General features: G+C 39.8%; 17 protein-coding genes. All 17 read right to left on the bottom strand.

From position 1 onward, the window contains the following. Positions 1-263 precede the first annotated feature (263 nt). Positions 264-1748 carry a lysine--tRNA ligase gene (lysS, locus tag AAHB15_RS26395; RefSeq protein ID WP_335573467.1) on the bottom strand — a complete coding sequence of 495 codons (1485 nt, stop codon included), beginning with the start codon at positions 1746-1748 and terminating at the stop codon, positions 264-266. A gap of 285 nt (positions 1749-2033) precedes the next feature. Then, positions 2034-3035 carry a tRNA dihydrouridine synthase DusB gene (gene dusB / locus AAHB15_RS26390; protein ID WP_335573468.1) on the bottom strand — a complete coding sequence of 334 codons (1002 nt, stop codon included), beginning with the start codon at positions 3033-3035 and terminating at the stop codon, positions 2034-2036. 18 nt (positions 3036-3053) lie between these two features. Continuing rightward, the gene (locus AAHB15_RS26385; protein ID WP_335573469.1) at positions 3054-3260 is read right to left on the bottom strand and encodes a helix-turn-helix domain-containing protein; all 207 of its coding nucleotides are present in this window, start codon (positions 3258-3260) and stop codon (positions 3054-3056) included. Further along, positions 3212-3739, bottom strand: coding sequence for a 2-amino-4-hydroxy-6-hydroxymethyldihydropteridine diphosphokinase (gene folK, locus AAHB15_RS26380; RefSeq protein ID WP_335573470.1), 528 nt, complete (start codon positions 3737-3739; stop codon positions 3212-3214). Before folK ends, AAHB15_RS26385 begins: the two co-directional genes overlap by 49 nt. A gap of 2 nt (positions 3740-3741) precedes the next feature. Next, positions 3742-4101 carry a dihydroneopterin aldolase gene (folB, locus tag AAHB15_RS26375; RefSeq protein WP_144568540.1) on the bottom strand — a complete coding sequence of 120 codons (360 nt, stop codon included), beginning with the start codon at positions 4099-4101 and terminating at the stop codon, positions 3742-3744. Further along, positions 4094-4936, bottom strand: a complete 843-nt coding sequence (folP, locus tag AAHB15_RS26370) for a dihydropteroate synthase (protein WP_144568542.1) — start codon at positions 4934-4936, stop codon at positions 4094-4096. The genes folB and folP overlap by 8 nt, the downstream gene beginning before the upstream one ends. A gap of 93 nt (positions 4937-5029) precedes the next feature. Further along, the gene (gene cysK / locus AAHB15_RS26365; RefSeq protein WP_335573471.1) at positions 5030-5956 is read right to left on the bottom strand and encodes a cysteine synthase A; all 927 of its coding nucleotides are present in this window, start codon (positions 5954-5956) and stop codon (positions 5030-5032) included. Positions 5957-6179: 223 nt separating this feature from the next. Next, positions 6180-7076: a peptidyl-prolyl cis-trans isomerase gene (locus AAHB15_RS26360; protein ID WP_335573472.1), complete on the bottom strand. Its 897-nt coding sequence runs from the start codon at positions 7074-7076 to the stop codon at positions 6180-6182. Positions 7077-7352: 276 nt separating this feature from the next. Beyond that, positions 7353-8231 carry an Hsp33 family molecular chaperone HslO gene (gene hslO / locus AAHB15_RS26355; protein ID WP_335573473.1) on the bottom strand — a complete coding sequence of 293 codons (879 nt, stop codon included), beginning with the start codon at positions 8229-8231 and terminating at the stop codon, positions 7353-7355. A 34-nt stretch (positions 8232-8265) separates the two neighbouring features. Then, positions 8266-9033 (bottom strand): type III pantothenate kinase, encoded by a 768-nt coding sequence (locus AAHB15_RS26350; RefSeq protein WP_144568550.1) that lies wholly within the window; start codon positions 9031-9033, stop codon positions 8266-8268. Between the two features lie 107 nt (positions 9034-9140). Next, positions 9141-11099 (bottom strand): ATP-dependent zinc metalloprotease FtsH, encoded by a 1959-nt coding sequence (ftsH, locus tag AAHB15_RS26345; protein ID WP_335573474.1) that lies wholly within the window; start codon positions 11097-11099, stop codon positions 9141-9143. Between the two features lie 122 nt (positions 11100-11221). Next, positions 11222-11767 (bottom strand): hypoxanthine phosphoribosyltransferase, encoded by a 546-nt coding sequence (gene hpt, locus AAHB15_RS26340; RefSeq protein ID WP_335573475.1) that lies wholly within the window; start codon positions 11765-11767, stop codon positions 11222-11224. Between the two features lie 23 nt (positions 11768-11790). Then, positions 11791-13176, bottom strand: a complete 1386-nt coding sequence (gene tilS, locus AAHB15_RS26335) for a tRNA lysidine(34) synthetase TilS (protein ID WP_335573476.1) — start codon at positions 13174-13176, stop codon at positions 11791-11793. 309 nt (positions 13177-13485) lie between these two features. Then, on the bottom strand, positions 13486-14499 hold the full coding sequence (locus tag AAHB15_RS26330; protein WP_342043642.1) for a protein kinase domain-containing protein: 1014 nt from the start codon (positions 14497-14499) through the stop codon (positions 13486-13488). Then, positions 14468-15208 carry a vWA domain-containing protein gene (locus AAHB15_RS26325; protein ID WP_335573478.1) on the bottom strand — a complete coding sequence of 247 codons (741 nt, stop codon included), beginning with the start codon at positions 15206-15208 and terminating at the stop codon, positions 14468-14470. The genes AAHB15_RS26330 and AAHB15_RS26325 overlap by 32 nt, the downstream gene beginning before the upstream one ends. 94 nt (positions 15209-15302) lie before the next feature. After that, entirely contained in the window at positions 15303-17777 is a 2475-nt protein-coding gene (gene spoIIE, locus AAHB15_RS26320; RefSeq protein ID WP_144568558.1) for a stage II sporulation protein E, read from the bottom strand. 390 nt (positions 17778-18167) lie between these two features. Continuing rightward, positions 18168-18599, bottom strand: coding sequence for a S1 domain-containing RNA-binding protein (locus tag AAHB15_RS26315; protein ID WP_144568560.1), 432 nt, complete (start codon positions 18597-18599; stop codon positions 18168-18170). Between the last annotated feature and the right edge of the window lie 27 nt (positions 18600-18626).

Here is an 18626-nt window from a genome sequence, read left to right as displayed (position 1 = left end):
GTTTGTTGACGTTTTTGTTTGTTTAGTTTTCAAAGAGCAATTACTTCGTCGCTCAAAGGCGACTTTATAATCTTATCAAGTCATCAACGTAATGTCAACAACTTTTTCTAATCTTTTTCTTTCGTGTTACTGTCTTGCAGCAACAGATAATAATATACCACCATTAATCATTGTATGCAATACCTTTTTTTAAAGTAAAAATATTCTATCTACTCTGATCTCGCAGGAAAAAAGCGCCAGATTACTCTGACGCTTTTAAACCTTTATTTATGACGCATTAATGGGAATAATAGTACATCCCGGATTGACGGAGAATTAGTTAAAAGCATAACTAAGCGGTCGATACCAATTCCTAATCCACCTGTTGGCGGCATACCATATTCTAATGCTTCGACAAAGTCTTCGTCCATTTGATGGGCTTCATCATTACCTTGTTCACGCTCTTTTAACTGTGCCTCAAAACGCTCTCTTTGATCAATCGGGTCATTAAGTTCAGTAAAGGCATTTGCGTGCTCGCGGGCAACAATAAACAACTCAAAACGATCAGTGAACCGTGGATCCTCTTCATTTTTCTTCGCAAGTGGTGAAATCTCAACAGGATGCCCGTAAATAAAAGTTGGCTGAATTAATTTTTCCTCAACTCGCTGCTCAAAAAACTCATTAACAATATGCCCATAGAGCATGTGTTCGGTTATTTCGATGTTGTGTTCTTTAGCAAGTGCACGAGCTTCTTCAACACTCATCTCTTTCCAGAAATCGACTCCCGTATATTCTTTTATGGCATCAACCATGTGAAGTCTTTTCCATTCAGGTTTAAGATCTACTTCATAGTCACCGTATTGAACAGTGGTGGTCCCTAAAACCTCTTGAGCGATATGTGCAATTAGGTTCTCAGTAAGACTCATAATATCCCGGTAATCTGCATATGCTTCGTAAAGTTCAATCATTGTAAATTCAGGGTTATGACGAGTAGAAACACCCTCATTTCTGAAAACACGTCCAATTTCATATACCTTTTCGAGTCCACCAACAATCAGTCTCTTAAGGTGAAGTTCAATAGCAATCCTCATAAATAACGGCATATCAAGAGCATTGTGATGTGTAATAAATGGTCGTGCGGAAGCACCACCCGCTATCGCATGCATCATCGGTGTTTCAACCTCTAAATAACCATGGTCATCTAGATAACGGCGCATCGATTGGATGATTCGGCTTCTAGTAATAAAAGTTTCCTTACTTTCCTGACTCATGATTAAATCTAAATAACGTTGACGGTAACGCTGCTCTACGTCCTTTAAACCATGAAACTTATCAGGAAGCGGACGAAGTGCCTTCGTAAGGAACACAAAGTTCTCTACTTTTACAGACAATTCACCTACTTTGGTTTTGAAAAGGGTGCCTGTTACCCCAATGATGTCCCCAAGGTCAGCTGAATCAAATACCTTATACGACTCTTCACCAACAGCATCTTGACGCACATAGACTTGAATTTGACCTGTCAAGTCTTGTATATGGGCAAATCCCGCCTTACCTTTACCTCGCTTTGTCATGATCCGTCCGGCAAGTGTAACAGAAACATTTTTAGCCTCAATTTCTTCTTTTTCTAAATCAGTGTATTGTTCAATTAATTCTTTTGTACTGTGAGAACGATCAAAACGCTTGCCAAATGGATCTAATCCATTTTCTCGCATCGTATTCATTTTTTCACGTCTGACCAAAAACTGGTCGTTTAATTCTTCCTGACTCATAATTACTTCAACTCCATAACTTTCTATTTTATGTAAAGCTCAAAGAATACTGGCCAATTAACTTTTCTAGCTTCAGCACTTACCCCTCTGACAATAACGCGACTCTAATTGGTCACTCAGCTGGTCTAAGCCCTTCCACTTTTTTGCATACTATATTATTTTACACAAACATGACAATTCAGACATCAAAAAAGTTCGTAAATGCATAAAAACTGCCAGTAATGCTACTGGCAGCTCTTATCAGTAAACAAAGATATTATAGAAAATAGGGCGATGACTGTCAAATTAACCTACAATTAACTGACTTTTTTCCATTTCTTCTACATCAGCCACTAAACCATTTAATAAGGTAACTAAGTCTTCTCTCGTATTGCATTCGTTAATCGCATTACGCACCCTTGCATTACCGCGGACGCCTTTTAAATACCATGCTGCATGCTTACGCATTTCACGGACAGCAATATACTCATTTTTTAAAGCAATTAATCGATCTAAGTGAAGGATACATACGTCGATTTTTTCTCTCACAGACGGCTCACCTAAGAGTTTACCAGTTTCTAAATACTGAACGGTACGGTAAATCATCCAAGGGTTGCCTAGTGCTGCTCTGCCGATCATTACCCCATCAACACCTGTTTCCTCAAGCATTCTTTTCGCATCTTGAGGTGTTTGCACGTCCCCGTTACCAATGACGGGGATATTAACAGACTGTTTTACTTCACGAATAATATCCCAATTTGCTTTTCCTTCATACATTTGCACACGAGTACGGCCGTGCAGCGCTACAGCCTTTCCGCCTGCTCGTTCAACCATCTGGGCATTTTTCACAGCAAAAATATGGTCATCATCCCAGCCCATTCGCATTTTTACAGTCACAGGCTTCTCTACTGCTTCCACAACAGCCGAAACCATTTCATATATTTTATTAGGGTCTAATAGCCATCTTGCTCCGGCATCACACTTTGTAATCTTCGGAACAGGACAGCCCATATTGATATCAATGATGTCGGCATTTGTGTTTTTATCAACAAACTTAGCCGCTTCTACAAGGATTTCCTTTTCACCGCCAAAAATTTGCAGGCTGAGCGGTTTTTCACGCTCATCAATATAAAGCATATTCATGGTCTTTTCATTTTTAAAAACGATCCCCTTGTCACTGACCATTTCAGCACAAACTAAACCAGCCCCAAATTCTTTAACAGTCAAACGGAACGCTGAATTACATACACCTGCCATTGGCGCTAATACAACAGGATTCTTTATTTCAATATCACCTATTTTTAGCATTCGGTAACCTCCTTTTCTCTATTCTTTTGGTTTTAAGTCGTCTAAACTAATTTTTAAGGAATGAGTAATTTTCTCAAGTAAATCTTCTGCAGGCAGGCGATTTCCTCTTTCAATTTCACCTAAAATAGATACTGATACACCTAGTTCCCTCGAAAAGCCTTCTTGTGTATAACCCTTTAGCTTCCGATAGGCACGAATACGTCTTCCCCATTTTTCCGCTTCCATAATCGGACTCCTTCTTTATCTGGTAGTTCATTCAGCAGTATGTTAAGAGGTTTATCCACCCCAGGTAATCTAAGGTTTTGATCAATTTCTACTAATGGAACTAAAACAAACGCCCGCTCTAACATTCTTGGGTGCGGTACATTAAGTTTCTCTGATTCTATATTTTCTTGGTTAAAGGTTAGAATGTCAAGGTCTAACGTCCTTGGCCCCCACTTTACTTCCCTTTTTCTTCCAAGTTCTAATTCGATTTTTAAACATGTCTCTAATAATTCCATCGCACTTAGATTCGTTTGAACCTTGATTACCATGTTCAAAAATAAATCTTGGTCCTCATATCCAACGGGATCCGTTTCGTACACAGATGATAGATTTACCAATTGGATAGCAGGATAACTCTTTAATCGATTAATAGCATTAACTATATTATCATAACGGTTTCCTATATTTGAGCCAAGGGCAATAAATGCTGTATTTTCCACTTTTATCTTCTCCTCGTAATTTCTACGGCAACAGATTTGTAATGCCCTGGTATTGGAGGATCTGGTTTAATCACCTTAACCGTAACATCTAGTACAAGCGGAAATACTCTTATGACACTTGCGGCAATTTCTTCTGCAACCGCTTCAAGCAGCTTATAGGGTTTCCCCTCAACCACTTCCTTACAAACTTGATACAATTCGCCGTAATTTACGGAGTACTTAAGTTCATCTGATTCCCCAGCCTTTTTTAAATCAATGGATACAGATAAATCCACAATAAATCGCTGGCCTAATCGATTCTCCTCAGGAAACACGCCATGATAACCATAAAACTCCATCATATTTACATATATTTTATCCAATGACAGCATCCTTCCCCATCAATATATCCATCATTCTAGCCATTCTGCTCATTTCTTTTACGTCGTGAACCCGGATCATTTGACAGCCTTTTTGGATGCCGTAACAAATGGTCGCTCCTGTCCCTTCCATTCTTTCACCAACGGGCAGATTTAATGCTTGTCCAATCATTGACTTTCTTGATGTTCCTAAAAGAATAGGATAGCCTAGCATTACAAACTTTTCTAAGTTTTGCATGGTTAGCAAGTTTTCCTGATAATCACGCACAAAACCAATACCAGGATCAAGGATAATATTTTCATCTCTTACCCCGGCCTTTTTTACAATTGCGACACTTTCATAAAGATCGTTTATTACATCTCTCATAAAAGACTCGTAGTTACGGTCATGGCGATTGTGCATAAGGATGATAGGAACATTGTAGTCAGCAGCTACCTGTGCCATCTTTTCGTCAGCTTTAGCTCCCCATATATCGTTAATGATGTGTGCACCCGCCTCTATTGCCTGCTTGGCGACCTCCGCTTTATAGGTATCAATCGATATTGGGATTGGAACCTGTTCCGAAATGGCTTTTATGACTGGGACAACCCGTTCAATTTCTTCCTCATCGGAAATAACAGTATAACCCGGCCTAGTGGATTCACCACCAATATCAATTATATCCGCACCATTTGCCGCCATTTCCCTGGCATGTTTAACCGCGCGTTCGATTTGATTAAATTCCCCTCCATCTGAGAAGGAATCAGGGGTCACATTTAAGATTCCCATTACAATGGTCTTTTTGGAATAATCCAAGGTATATGGCCCACACTTGATTTGTTCTTGAGTTGTTCTCATTCCATATCCCCCCAGCATGTTTTTTCACATTTTATCATATTTTTAACAAAAAAAAGAGGCTTCGGCAAAATCTCGCCAACGCCTCCTATTTTTTTATTCAGCATCATATTGGTAAAGTGGTGTACTTAAATAACGCTCTCCGTTATCAGGAATAATCGCAAGTACTTTTTTACCTTTACCTAGTTCTTTCGCTACCTTTAGGGCTGCAGAAATCGCTGCACCAGAAGAAATACCGCCTAGGATACCTTCTTCTCTAGCAGCACGGCGAGATGCTTCGAATGCTTCTTCAGTACTGATTTGAATAACTTCATCATAGATGTTTGTATTTAAAGTATCTGGTACAAAACCTGCACCAAGTCCTTGAAGTTTGTGCGGTCCAGGGTTTCCGCCTGATAGCACTGGTGAATCTTTTGGTTCAACCGCAATAATTTTGGCTTCTGGAAATTTTTCACGAATGACACTTCCAGCACCTGTAATGGTACCGCCTGTTCCGATTCCGGATACAAAAGCGTCTAGTTGATCCATTTGTTCAACAATTTCTCTACCTGTAGTTCTTCTATGTACTTCAGGATTTGCTTGGTTTTTAAATTGTTGTGGTAAGAAATAACCGTGTTCCTTTACTAGCTCTTCTGCTTTAGCAATTGCACCTTTCATCCCTGCTGGCCCAGGAGTTAAAACAAGCTCTGCACCATAAGCACGAAGAAGGTTTCTTCTTTCTAAGCTCATTGTCTCAGGCATAACGAAGATTGCTTTATAACCTTTTGCTGCAGCAATCATCGCAAGTCCAATACCTGTATTACCACTTGTTGGCTCAATGATTGTATCACCTGGTTTAATTAAACCTTGCTCTTCTGCAGCTTCAATCATCGCAAGACCAATACGGTCCTTAACACTGCTGCCCGGGTTAAAGTACTCAAGCTTTAAATAAACATCTGCACTATTTTCATCTACTAATCTGTTTAATTTAACAATTGGTGTTTGGCCAACTAATTCAGCCACTGAATTTGCAACACGAACCATTAGAGCACCTCTATTCCGAGTATTTTTATTGGGATTATATTATTAAATTTACCAGTTTTTAAGCCAACTTGTCAATTGTTTTGATTGAAAAATTTCAAATAAATTGAAAATATTATTAGTAGATATGTACTAATTGTAAGTCGTTTTTCCTAGACTCTGTAATGCCGCCTTTTTATTATTATTCCTTTATCAAACAAAAAAACACAGAATTTCAACTGTGTCTTTAATTAAGGTCTTTATCCCCATAAAACCAATTGACCTTAGCTTCATCCCAAAGGATAGAGGCTGAGGCTGGCGTTTTCATTTGTTCTAGAGCAATTTGCCGGCGGATTTGGTCTTTAACCTCATTATACGAATAGCTTTTCCCACTGATTTTCCCATCTAATTTTAAAAGAGCGTATCCTTCCTTCACCTTTATGGGCTTGCTGACAGCATTTGTCTTCAATTTTTTAGCAGCCGTGATATATTGTTTAGGAAAACGCTCATCTCCTTCACTAATATATCCGATATCCCCACCTTCATTTGCTGAGAACTCCTCTAGCGACCGTTCCATGGCCATTGCTGAAAAACTAGACCCATGAGCAAGCTCTTTTGCTGCAGTTTCTGCTTCTTTCTTTGTTTTAACGACTATGTGCGATAAGTGATAGGCTGCTGGAACACTGAAAAGATTTTTATTTTTTGTATAATATCTTTTTAATTCACGATTGGAAACAGATACATCCTTTGTTAATATCTCTTCTAAGAGCAAACTGCTGCGGATTTGTTCTTTCCACTTGGTTTCATTTTGATGATTTTTTTGGCTAAAAGTATTATATGTAGTCTGAAGCATTCGATATTCGCGCCCAACATCTTGGTCTGATACCTTAATGTTGTATTTTGCTGCCATTTCCTCGATTACTTTTTGGTCGACCATTTCCTTAAGTACATCTTTTCCATATTTAGCTTCTAACTCATTCAGCCAGGCTTGTCGGGAAATTTCCTTCTTTCCGACGGTTGCTACGGCCTCGTCATTTGCCGCTAAACCATTTACCTCGTTCACCCTTGTCAGGAAAAAGACCACTGTCAGACAGTTTATTAAAACAAGAGCTGCGATGATCATCCAAAGCTGCTTCTTCCCCAAATTTTTCTCCTCCATTTAAAAGCGCAAGCGCCCTGGTCAGCGGCGTATGGCCAGGTGCACTCCAACTTAGATAAAGTCAACACGAAGAGCGTCAGCTTTTTCGTGTTGACTTATCGTAGGGCGGAGTGCGAAGGACACTAGCCGCTAGGGCGCTGGAGCTGGACAATTCTCTAAGATTTTCCTTCTTTCATCCTTCTACCGAAAAGCGCAAGCGCTGTTTAGCGAGTACATTAACCGCTGGTGGCGCTTGCGCTGGACATTATTGTTAACTAAGGACTATTTTGCTTCTTCTCTTAAGGCTTCTAGCTCTTCCTTAGAATATTGATATTTTTCGTTACAGAAGTGACAGTGGGCCTCCGCCTGTCCATCTTCTTCAATCATCGCAGTGATCTCAGCCGTCCCTAAGCCAATAATAGCATTGGCAAAACGCTCTTTGGAGCAATTACATTCAAAACTGACCGGCATTGTTTCTAAAATCTTCACATGCTCTTTTCCGAACAATTCTGCAAGGATTTGCTCTGGAGTAAGTCCTCGCTCAACTAATTTAGAAATTGGTTCAATTGTCTTTAATCGGTCTTCTAATTGAGAAATAAGTGCATCCGGCGTCCCCGGCATTAATTGGAATATAAATCCTCCAGCAGCTAAAATCGAGTCATCTGGGTTTACTAAAACACCAACTCCCACAGAGGAAGGTACCTGTTCTGAGGTCGCAAAGTAATAGGTAAAGTCCTCGCCCAGTTCTCCTGATACAAGCGGTACTTGTCCAGAAAAGAAGTCACGCAATCCGATATCCTTAACAACCGCTAACATACCATCTGTGCCAACCGCACGGCGGACGTCAAGCTTACCGTGTTCATTTGATTCAAAATCAACCTCCGGATTGGTCACATAACCGCGCACCTCACCCTTGGCATTGCTATCGACGACAATCGGACCAAGTGGACCGCCGCCATTAATTTTTACTGTAAGTTTATCCTCACCTTTTAGCATTGCCCCCATCATGGCCGCCGCGGTCATCGTGCGGCCAAGAGCAGCCGATGCCGTGCGCCAAGTTTGATGACGGCGTTGTGCTTCACTGATTGTATCAGTAGTGCGGACTGCATATGCACGTATATTTCCATCATAGGCTAGTGCCTTTACAAGATAATCCTTCAAAAGTATAACTCCCTTCTTGCTGTATAACATTAGGTTATCCCATGTTTCGCTTATAGATAAGTGAAAGACCCTTTAAAGTTAAAAAAGGATCGATTATATCAATAATAGTTGATTCTTGTGAAATTAAGCCTGCAAGTCCTCCTGTTGCTATTACTGTAGGTTTTTTGGGGCTTTGATCCATCATCCTTTTCACAATCCCCTCCACTTGTCCAACATAGCCATAAACAATCCCAGCCTGCATAGCCGAAACGGTATTCTTTCCAATTACCCCTTCTGGTCTAGCAATTTCAATCCTTGGTAATTTTGCTGCTCTAGAATAAAGGGCCTCCGTCGAAATGCCAATTCCAGGTGCAATTGCACCACCCATATATTGACGCTCCTCATTCACATAACAATACGTGGTCGCTGTACCAAAATCCACTATGATAAGCGGGCTTCCATATTCATGAATAGCGGCTACAGCATTCACAATTCGGTCAGCACCGACCTCTCTTGGATTTTCGTATTTAATATTGAGTCCTGTTTTGATACCAGGTCCGACGACAAGAGGCTTTATGTGAAAGTACTTTTGACACATTCTTTCTAAGGCAAGCATGATTGGCGGCACAACGGAAGAAATAATAATGCCATCAATATCAGAAAACTTAAGGCCTGAAAAGTCAAATAAGGCCTTTATATTCATTCCAAATTCATCTTCGGTACGGTTGCGGTTCGTTTCAACACGCCAATGATACTTAAGTTCCTCTCCATCATAAACACCTAAGACAATATTGGTATTTCCCACATCGAATACGAAAATCAATTCTATCACTCGCTTTATTTATATTCTTTTCCTCATACGCAACATCATATCATAAATAGTTTATGCGTGAAAAAAAAGAGCGCTTCAGTGAAGCACTCTTTCCTAAATTATTTATAATCGATTTCGTCAGATGGGGTATCTAAAAAGGATTTTTCCTCTTTTACCGCCTCATCCTTTTTTGTACTGATGGTTACCTTCACATCATCTGTTTTTTTGGGTCCAATCCTCACAGATTCTAAGTGTTCAGATGGATCTGGCATGTGACCATGCTCAACCAAGTATTTGATTTGTTCAGCAACAAGCGTTTCTACTTCAAGAAGGGTGGTAGCAATAAGATTAAGCTTATCACGGTTTTCAGTAAGAATTTTTCTAGCTCTTTCATAACACTCTTTAATTATACTTTGAATTTCAAGATCAATTTCATAGGCAATCGCATCGGAGTAATTTTGTTCATTATGAATGTCACGGCCCAAGAAAACCTGACCACCTGATGCTTGACCGAATTGAAGCGGTCCGAGCTTATCACTCATACCATATTCAGTTACCATCTTACGAGCAATACCAGTAGCACGTTGGAAGTCATTATGTGCACCAGTACTTACTTCACCAAAGACAATTTCTTCCGCAACACGGCCACCTAACAAACCAACAATCTTATCAAGCAATTCTGGCTTTGTCATAAAGTAACGGTCTTCTCTAGGAAGCATGACGGCATATCCACCAGCTTGCCCACGTGGGACGATGGTAACTTTGTGAACCATATCCGCTTCATCGAGTACTAAACCTATCACCGTATGGCCGCCTTCATGGAAAGCAACAATTTTTCGTTCCTTTTCTGATATAACCCTGCTTTTCTTTGCAGGTCCAGCAATAACGCGGTCAGTCGCTTCATCAATATCTTCCATATCAATTTTCTTCTTACTACTGCGAGCTGCAACTAATGCTGCTTCATTCAGTAAATTTTCCAAATCAGCACCAGAAAAACCAGGTGTACGCATTGCTATATTTTTCAAATTAACAGATTCATCTAATGGTTTATTACGAGCGTGTACTTTTAGAACTGCCTCACGTCCCACAACATCTGGACGGTCAACGGTAATCTGACGGTCAAAGCGTCCTGGACGTAATAATGCAGGATCGAGAATATCTGCACGGTTGGTTGCAGCAATAATGATAATGCCTTCATTTGCACCAAATCCATCCATTTCAACCAGCAATTGATTCAAGGTTTGCTCACGCTCATCGTGGCCACCGCCGAGGCCAGCACCACGCTGGCGTCCAACCGCGTCAATTTCATCAATGAAAATAATACAAGGAGCGTTTTTCTTCGCATTTTCAAATAAATCTCGAACACGGGATGCACCAACCCCGACAAACATTTCAACGAAATCAGAACCACTGATGGAGAAGAACGGTACACCAGCTTCACCAGCTGTAGCACGGGCAAGCAACGTTTTACCAGTACCAGGAGGTCCTACAAGTAATACTCCTTTTGGAATACGCGCACCAAGTTCAGCAAATTTTCGTGGGTCCTTTAAAAACTCAACCACTTCGACTAATTCGGCTTTTTCTTCATCTGCACCAGCAACATCTCTAAAACGAACCTTTTTCTTATCATCGTTATAAAGTTTTGCCTTAGATTTACCAAAGTTCATGACACGGCTTCCGCCGCCTTGAGCTTGGTTTAACAAAAAGAAAAATAAAATAAAGATGATCACGAACGGAATAATGGAAGTAAAGAAAGTAACCCAGCCGCTTGTTTCCTTAGCAGGCATAACTTCCACTTTTGAATCAGCCTTATCAATACGGTCGAGAATCTTTTCACTGTTAGGAATATAGGTAATAAACTTCTTATTACCGGATTCTAATACACCCTGAACCTCATAGACACCTCGTTCAGGCTGCATGGAAAATGATTTAACTTTACCATTTTCTAGTTGTGTTACAAATTTATCATATGAGATTTTATCTGTTGGCTCACTGCTTCCATTAAAGAAACTAACTACACCAATAATGACTAAAAATATTAATAAATAAAAGATGGTATTACGGAAAATCCGATTCATCTCTTACCTCCTCCCGCGGATAAAAACTATATTAAATAGTATCATAGAAAATCTTGCTAATTCAAGGAATTACTCTCAGGTGTTAAGACTGTCATAAACCAGTCTAACAAGTTTATTTCTTATTACTTATTGCTATAAACTTCCGGTTTTAAAACACCAATGTAAGGAAGATTTCGGTACTTTTCAATATAATCTAAACCATATCCAACAACAAATTCATCTGGAACAATAAAGCCTGCGTAATCGGCTTGTATGTCACTTTTTCTTCCTGTTGGCTTATCAAGCAAAGTAACAATTTTAATCGATTTCGCTTTACGATAACGGAACAAATCGACTAAGTAGCTAAGTGTTAAACCACTATCAATAATATCTTCTATAATTAATATGTCCCTTCCTTCCACAGAAGTATCTAAATCCTTTAAAATTTTAACCTCTCCGGAAGATACAAGGGCTGTACCATAACTTGAAACATCCATAAAATCCATTTCAAGGTAGCAATCCATGCGCTTTAATAGGTCTGACATAAAAGGCATTGCACCTTTTAAAACACCAATTGCAAGTGGGAAACGATCATAATACTCTTCCGTTAATTGAGCTGCTAATTCCCTAATCTTCTCTTGAATTTCTTCTTCTGAAACTAATACCTTTTCAATATCATCTTTCATCATAAAATGTGCCCCCTAGAAGATCATTACGTATTGTATGTTAGTTTTATATGCTGTTCTGCAGTTGGATCAACACCTTCAAAAGAAGACCTTTTTATATTTGGAAGCCAAATAATTAATCCCTCTCTGTCTGTAATGACTGGCCACAACTCGCGGTCCGGCCGTGGAACTTTTTGATCAATAAAAATATCCTTTAACTTTTTTGACCCCTGTATACCCTTTAATGTCATCCGGTCACCTTTTTTTCTGTTGCGTATAATCAAAGGAAATCGAAGCGAGGCTGCATTAAATATGGCACTATTCCATGACGCATCAGGATTTTCCCCGGTTATATAATCGATAATTATGCTCCCTCCATTAGGAAGCATGATCGTTCCAGGTTCATTGATTTCAAAATAATAGGGTTCAGCCTTTATTTGCCCATATTGGAATGAAAGTTGAAAATAAGAGCGAATAACCTTTAAACCATATGGTAGATCAAGTGTTCCTGAAGGCTCATGATGGTCTATTAAAGAAAATACTTGATCGATATGTATCGCAGAAAGAGATGCAGGTTTTTCCTTGTAAAGATAGTTTAATATTAGTTGAATCCCTCTCCTTTGTAAAGGTAAAGGCATTTCAAGAAAACGATTAATGTCAATAGTCATTTTGTCTTCTTCTCTTTTTGTCAATACTGTATTCAATCGCTCAACTGTTAATTCCTGCAAAAACTCCTCATCACTTTGCAGCTCTTCGCTAAAACGCTGAAAATGTTCATGTACATGGCTGTTTTCTGCTTTAAGAAAAGGAAGAACCTGCTTACGATAACGATTCCTGCTATAAATGCCCTTCTCATTGCTTGGGTCTATCCTTGGAATAAGCTTATGCCTGTCACAATAGTGCTGTAGTTCCTCTTTCGTTAAACATAAGAATGGGCGAAAAATAATCCCTTCATAAAACGGCCGTGAGAATGGAATACCCGCTCTGGCCTTTCCGCTGCTCCCTCTTGTAAACCGCATCAGCATAGTCTCTATTTGGTCATCACCATGGTGTCCTAATGCTAAATACGAGGATTGGTACTGTTTCATTATTGTATGATAAAACTCATATCTTACTTCTCTTCCTGCAATTTGAGAACTCTTTCCTGTCTCTTTCATGATTTTGGATACATTAACTTGAACCATTTCAAAAGGGATGTTGTACTGCTCGCAAAAGTCTTTTACAAACATGGCATCCAGGAAGGATTCTTCTCCACGGAACATATGATCCACGTGAGCGACTACCAAAAACAGATTTCTTTTTTCTCGTTCCTTCAATAAATAGTGAAGAAGTGCTAATGAATCGGGTCCACCCGAAACTCCCACTATAATCCGTTTGTTGTCCAAGGAAAAGGAATGGCGCTGCAAAAAGGACTCAACTTTTGATTCGAACATATAAATTGCACACTTTCTAAGCAAATTTGGAAGTCGCATTTCACGCTTCCGCTTTTCTTTTGTCCAGCTTCAGCGCACAGCAGCTAGTGTATTGACCCTTTCCTCCTTACGATAAGTCAACATCAGATCGCTTCCGCTTTTCTGTTTTCCTTTATCTCAATCGGAGCGGATCCAATCCATACGCCGCTAAACGTGCGCTTGCGCTTTTCTTTTTAGCTTACCACTTTTGATTATGAACTATCAAAAATTAATGTAATGAAAATTAGGTTTTCTATCTATACGGATGAAAGTAAAATTGGTTTCATTTTATTACGGTAAATTATTAAAAGTATACCAAGCATATAAGACACCTAGAACGATTGCGATAAATAAAAATTCCATCAAGCCGCTTTTTTTCTTCTTCCGCCTGTAGCTCTGTCTTGAAAGTGGGACGGATTGAGTATTTTTTACCCCAGCTTGTTTACCCTGGGCAGTTTTTTGTTTATTTACTCGTGGTTTTGAAGGAGCAGCAGAATTATTTTTCTCGACCATTAAATCTAATAAATCTTCCCGCATTTGTTTGGCTTGACTGTATTGTCCTTGGAGTGCCTTTAAAATAACTGGTTCAAATTTTATCAACTCTTGTTTTTGCCGTATGGCATCTTTTAGCTGCGGGAGCCCGCCTGTTGATTTCGTAAATCGATTTGGATAAGCTGTATTAATCATGATCATGGCAACCGCAAATAAATCATAGGATGGCTCAGCCTTTCGGGAACCTAATCCCCAATAGCCGCGGTCATAAAACTCAGTAAACTCTTTAATGGCCCGGCCCTTAATGGTCGTACCGCCCACATCTATACATCTGATTTTCGGAGGCGGGCCCGTCACGATTAAATTTTCGGGTTTCAAATCTCCAAAGACCCAGCCGTTTTGATGAAGCTGTTCTAAATCATTCAGCAGCTGCAAAAATAATACACTTGTCCAAGAGGGCCCTTTCGTTTGTAAAAAGGACAGGAAATCCGGCCCCTGAATATACTCCATCACATAAAAAGAAATCTTGCTGTTATTCCACTGCCAATCATCGACATCAAGCAAACAAGGTCCGAGGGAGTGTCCCTGGACCTTTGCAAAGGATTTTAAAACATTAACCTCTGAGGTGATTGACATACCATTATCACTCATTTTTAAAGCGACCTGAGTGTCTTTATGTTTGGCAAGGTAAACCACCCCATTTGCACCAATTCCTAGTTCCTTTATAATCCTATATTCTCGCGCATGCCACTTTCCTGTAATAATGGTCCCGGGGCTTACCTTACATTGATTCTTCAAAGTATGATTCATCATCGCGAGACAGCAGGCTCCTTAATGATTGTTTTTTTTCTGTAAAAGCAGATAAGGCAGTTCTTAATGCCGGTCCCGTTGGCGTGATGCCACCGGTCGACAGCTGGGAAAACACACTTGTCAAAACTTGTAACTTAGGTGTCCAATCAAGCAATTTTTCGACATCATTCTTTTTCCCGGGAAATACATACACAGAAAACAGATTATCTCCAGTCCTTGCATTCAAGCTTAGAGAAAGGTCAAGGAGTGCCTCTTTTACTGTTGGAAGCTTGTGTTTCATACTTGCGCTTGTATCGACAAGAATCAACACCTCTAATTCGACAGTTTCCCCCAATTCATCGACAACCTCCATAACCTCACCGCGTTTTTCAGGCGGAAGATCCTCCATTGTCTGTGAACCTCCCAATATTTCCTGAAGCTGACGGTTGACTACACCTTGAATGGTTTGATTCATTGCTTTCCGGGTAACCATCTGCACCGTTTGCGAAAGCCTTTCGGCATAAACAATCTGACTGACTCCGCCGCCTGACATGGCAATCCCTTCAATTTCGGCAATTCCCTTTTCATCAATCACATCATGCTCCATGACACCAATGACATTCACAGTAATTCCTTGTTCATTAGCAAGAGCTGACATCGCTATCGGGTCTTCCCCTTGATTTGAGCATCCATCTGTAATCAGTAAAATTTGCCGAATCTTCCCTGTGTACATAACCTTCCCCCTCCATTTTCAGTATTGCTACCATTTTCGACGGGATTAGGTTGATTTATACATATTTAACTGAAGGAGTGGATAAATTAATTGGTTAGGCATGGCGTTTTACTTTATGAAGAGGAATAGACGCCCACTTCGGTGTATTATGTTTAATTTTAGCTACAGTCACAGTCATATCATCATCAATTAAACCGGATCTGGAGCGAATAACCTCTTCCATTATTAGATCTGCAACCTCTTGCGGATCATCGGTCTCTAGTTCTTGTACCTTTCGTTTCATCCATAAATCATAATTTTCTACATGCTTTGGTCCTTCAAATACTCCATCACTCATCATAATAAGCAGATCTCCTGCTTTTAATTGTTCGCTGACAACATCCACCTCAAACTCCTGAAGGATGCCCATTGGTAAATTACTTGCCTGAATTTTAATAACTTTATTTCCTCTTTTTATAAAACTTGGCGTCGAGCCAATTTTAAGAAACTTTGCAGACGCATTTTTCAAATCGATCATTGCTAAATCTAATGTAGAAAAAATTTCATCTGTAGTCCGAAGTGATAGGATGCTGTTAACTGATTTTATCGCGACCTTTTCTTCTATTCCTGATTGTAATATCTTTTGTAAGAGCTGCAATGTTTCTTTACTTTCATAATGAGCCCTTTCTCCATTTCCCATTCCGTCACTAATGGCGATGGCAAATTTACCCAATCCAAGCTCAATCGTTGAATAGCTGTCGCCCGATACTAAGCCGCCGTCTTTCGCTGCATGGGCCACACCTGTATCTACCGTATAAGCCTTCGATGATCGGAAGTTTACATTACATAATTCTTCAGGGATGGTTCCATATTCCTCCTTGTTCACGATAATGGTTTCCCCAAGAATATCTGACAGCATCGGTGCAATTAACTTTTCACACTCTCCGTGACCATTACCAAACGGTACTGTCATCTCAATATCGACATTACCTTGTTCAAGGCTATAAATTTCAACCTGTTCAATCTGAATGCCAAAATCCTGAATTGCCTCCATAATTTGTTCTTCTTGTTTATGATGATTCTCTCTTTCACGCTGAATTTCCTTAGCAAAGTTATCCATAACTTCAGATACACCTAACAATTGTTCTGCCACTAGCTTACGGCTTTCCCGCACCTGCTTCTTTAATTTTAAATTGGCTTGATAGAAGGTTAACTGCTGCCCAATCGTTTCGTATACCTTTTTGGGGCGAGAACAAAGTTTATCCCATTCCCTTGCTATTCTTGGCGACACATTACCGTCATTTTGGTCCATTTCATGAATAATCTCTTCCATCGCCGCATAGGTTGTATTAAAATTCTTTGCCCAGCATTGTTCCTTTTTAAAGCAAGTTTGACAAGTTCGTTCAGTCACATTGCTCATGAAATAATCCATTTCGCGGTCATTTTCCTCTTCTTCCTGCATGACTTCCATTTGAGAGAAGCTTTTGGATAGAGCATGAAAGACACCTGAAAATTGGGACACTCTTTGTGCTGTAACATCGCGCATTTTGCGCATGTATTTTTGCTGCTCTGCCGTGTGTTCCGGTGTTCCCGGTATATATTTTGCCAGCCTTGAAGTAAATACTTGCGGCGTTAAGAGGAACAAGAAAATGGCCGATAAAGTCTCCAATACAGTTTGTAAGATGGAGCCCTCGCCTTCCCCATACATGCCAATCAGCAGGGTAGCAATAAATAAACCGATGGAAACTCCGATTTTTTTCCCTTCCTTTAACAGGCCGCCAAGCACCCCTGAAAATGCTAGTAGACTCATATGATAGAAGCTGGATACACTTGCAAGACTAAAAATCAGCCCGGTCACTACCCCAACCGTGGAACCCACTGTTGCCCCGGCAATGAAGGAAAAGACCAATACCAGATATCTCGACATGATATGTTCTATCGACATATCATAAACCTTCCAGCCAATCGTCCCTGACAAGATAGAGGCAAGCATGATAATTAAACAAACAATCTCTTCCGTTTTTAACAGCTGTCTTCGTTTATTTAAAGTGAGTAATGGAATACTTTGCAGAAAAATAAGTGTTAGGATAAAAGCAAGACTTGACTGAACCCCAGCCATCATTAAATCATAGAGAGTTAGTTGTCTTGATAGAATAAACGACTCTATCAATTTCCCAAGGCCTAGGATAATCGCAACAAAAAATGGCAGGGATCGAACTTCATTCGTCAGCCACTTTTCACTAATTCGATAGATGGTTAAAAATAGAACTGTCACAGCAAAGGTGAAGGCTGCATTCCCTAAAGAAATTGTGGCAGCCCCGACGATCAGCCCGATCAGAGCAAGCGGTGCCCGATCTCTTTTAATTAAATAGACTGATGCGAAAAATGGCAGGCAAAATGGTGTTAACTTCGCCAAAATCAAGGCCCGTCCAAGTAAGAATCCTATTAATACTAATAAATAACCTTTTTTTATAAAAAAGGACTCAAGCATTAATTGGAATTTCCGTATTCCTTTTCCTATATCCCATTTAGATGAATGAAGGTTGACTTCCCCGACTGGTTCTATGAAACTTACGTTAGCCTTTTCCATAAATCACACTCCCTTGTTCTTTCATCGTTGGAAACAATTATAAAATTAATAGATTTAAAAGTTTGTCAAAATAGTGAACAAGATCAAATAATCGTTCGACGGTTTTCACTATAATCATTCAAATAATATATTTATGTCGTTTAAAGTAGAAAAGGTGACAGGCACCATGTGAAGAATTCACATGGTGCCTGTCACCTTTTACAATATACTAAGATTAATAATAGAAAGAACAAAAGCGCTGGAGCTGGACGTTGACAGTCCTTTTATTAGCAGTTATCCATAAGCGAAAATTTTATAATTCCCTTAACGATAAAATAAGACAAGCCGCCGTTGACTTGTCTTTGTATGTTAAAGTGAAACCTGCCCTTATCCCATTAAGTGTGCAGCAAGTTAACCACGTCTAGCTCCTCTTCCTCCACGCTTGGATTCCGTGTTGCGCTTTAAGGAAGTTAAACGATCCTCACTATCTTTTAGGAATTTGGCCATTTTAGACTCAAAGGTTTCCCCTTTATTGCTATTACGATCGTTTGAACGGTTTTGACGAGGGCGTTGCGAATGCGAATATTGCCTTTTTTCCGGCTCTGGTCGATCCTTTGCCTTTTTAATCGACAAACCAATCTTTCCATCTTTCTCAACATTTAGGACTTTTACCTCAACCTGGTCGCCAACCTTTAAATGATCGTTAATATCTTTTACATAATTGTCAGCAACCTCACTGATGTGTACAAGTCCTGTTGATCCACCCGGCAGCTCCACAAACGCTCCGAACTTTGTTATCCCTGTTACCTTTCCTTGTAACTTGCTGCCTACTTCAATTGACATAAAAAGAATGTTCCTCCTTAAAATGTT

The organism is Bacillus sp. OTU2372, assembly GCF_038440275.1.
Lineage (GTDB): Bacteria > Bacillota > Bacilli > Bacillales > Cytobacillaceae > Neobacillus > Neobacillus bataviensis_B.
This window is presented reverse-complemented; position numbering and strand designations above follow the sequence as displayed.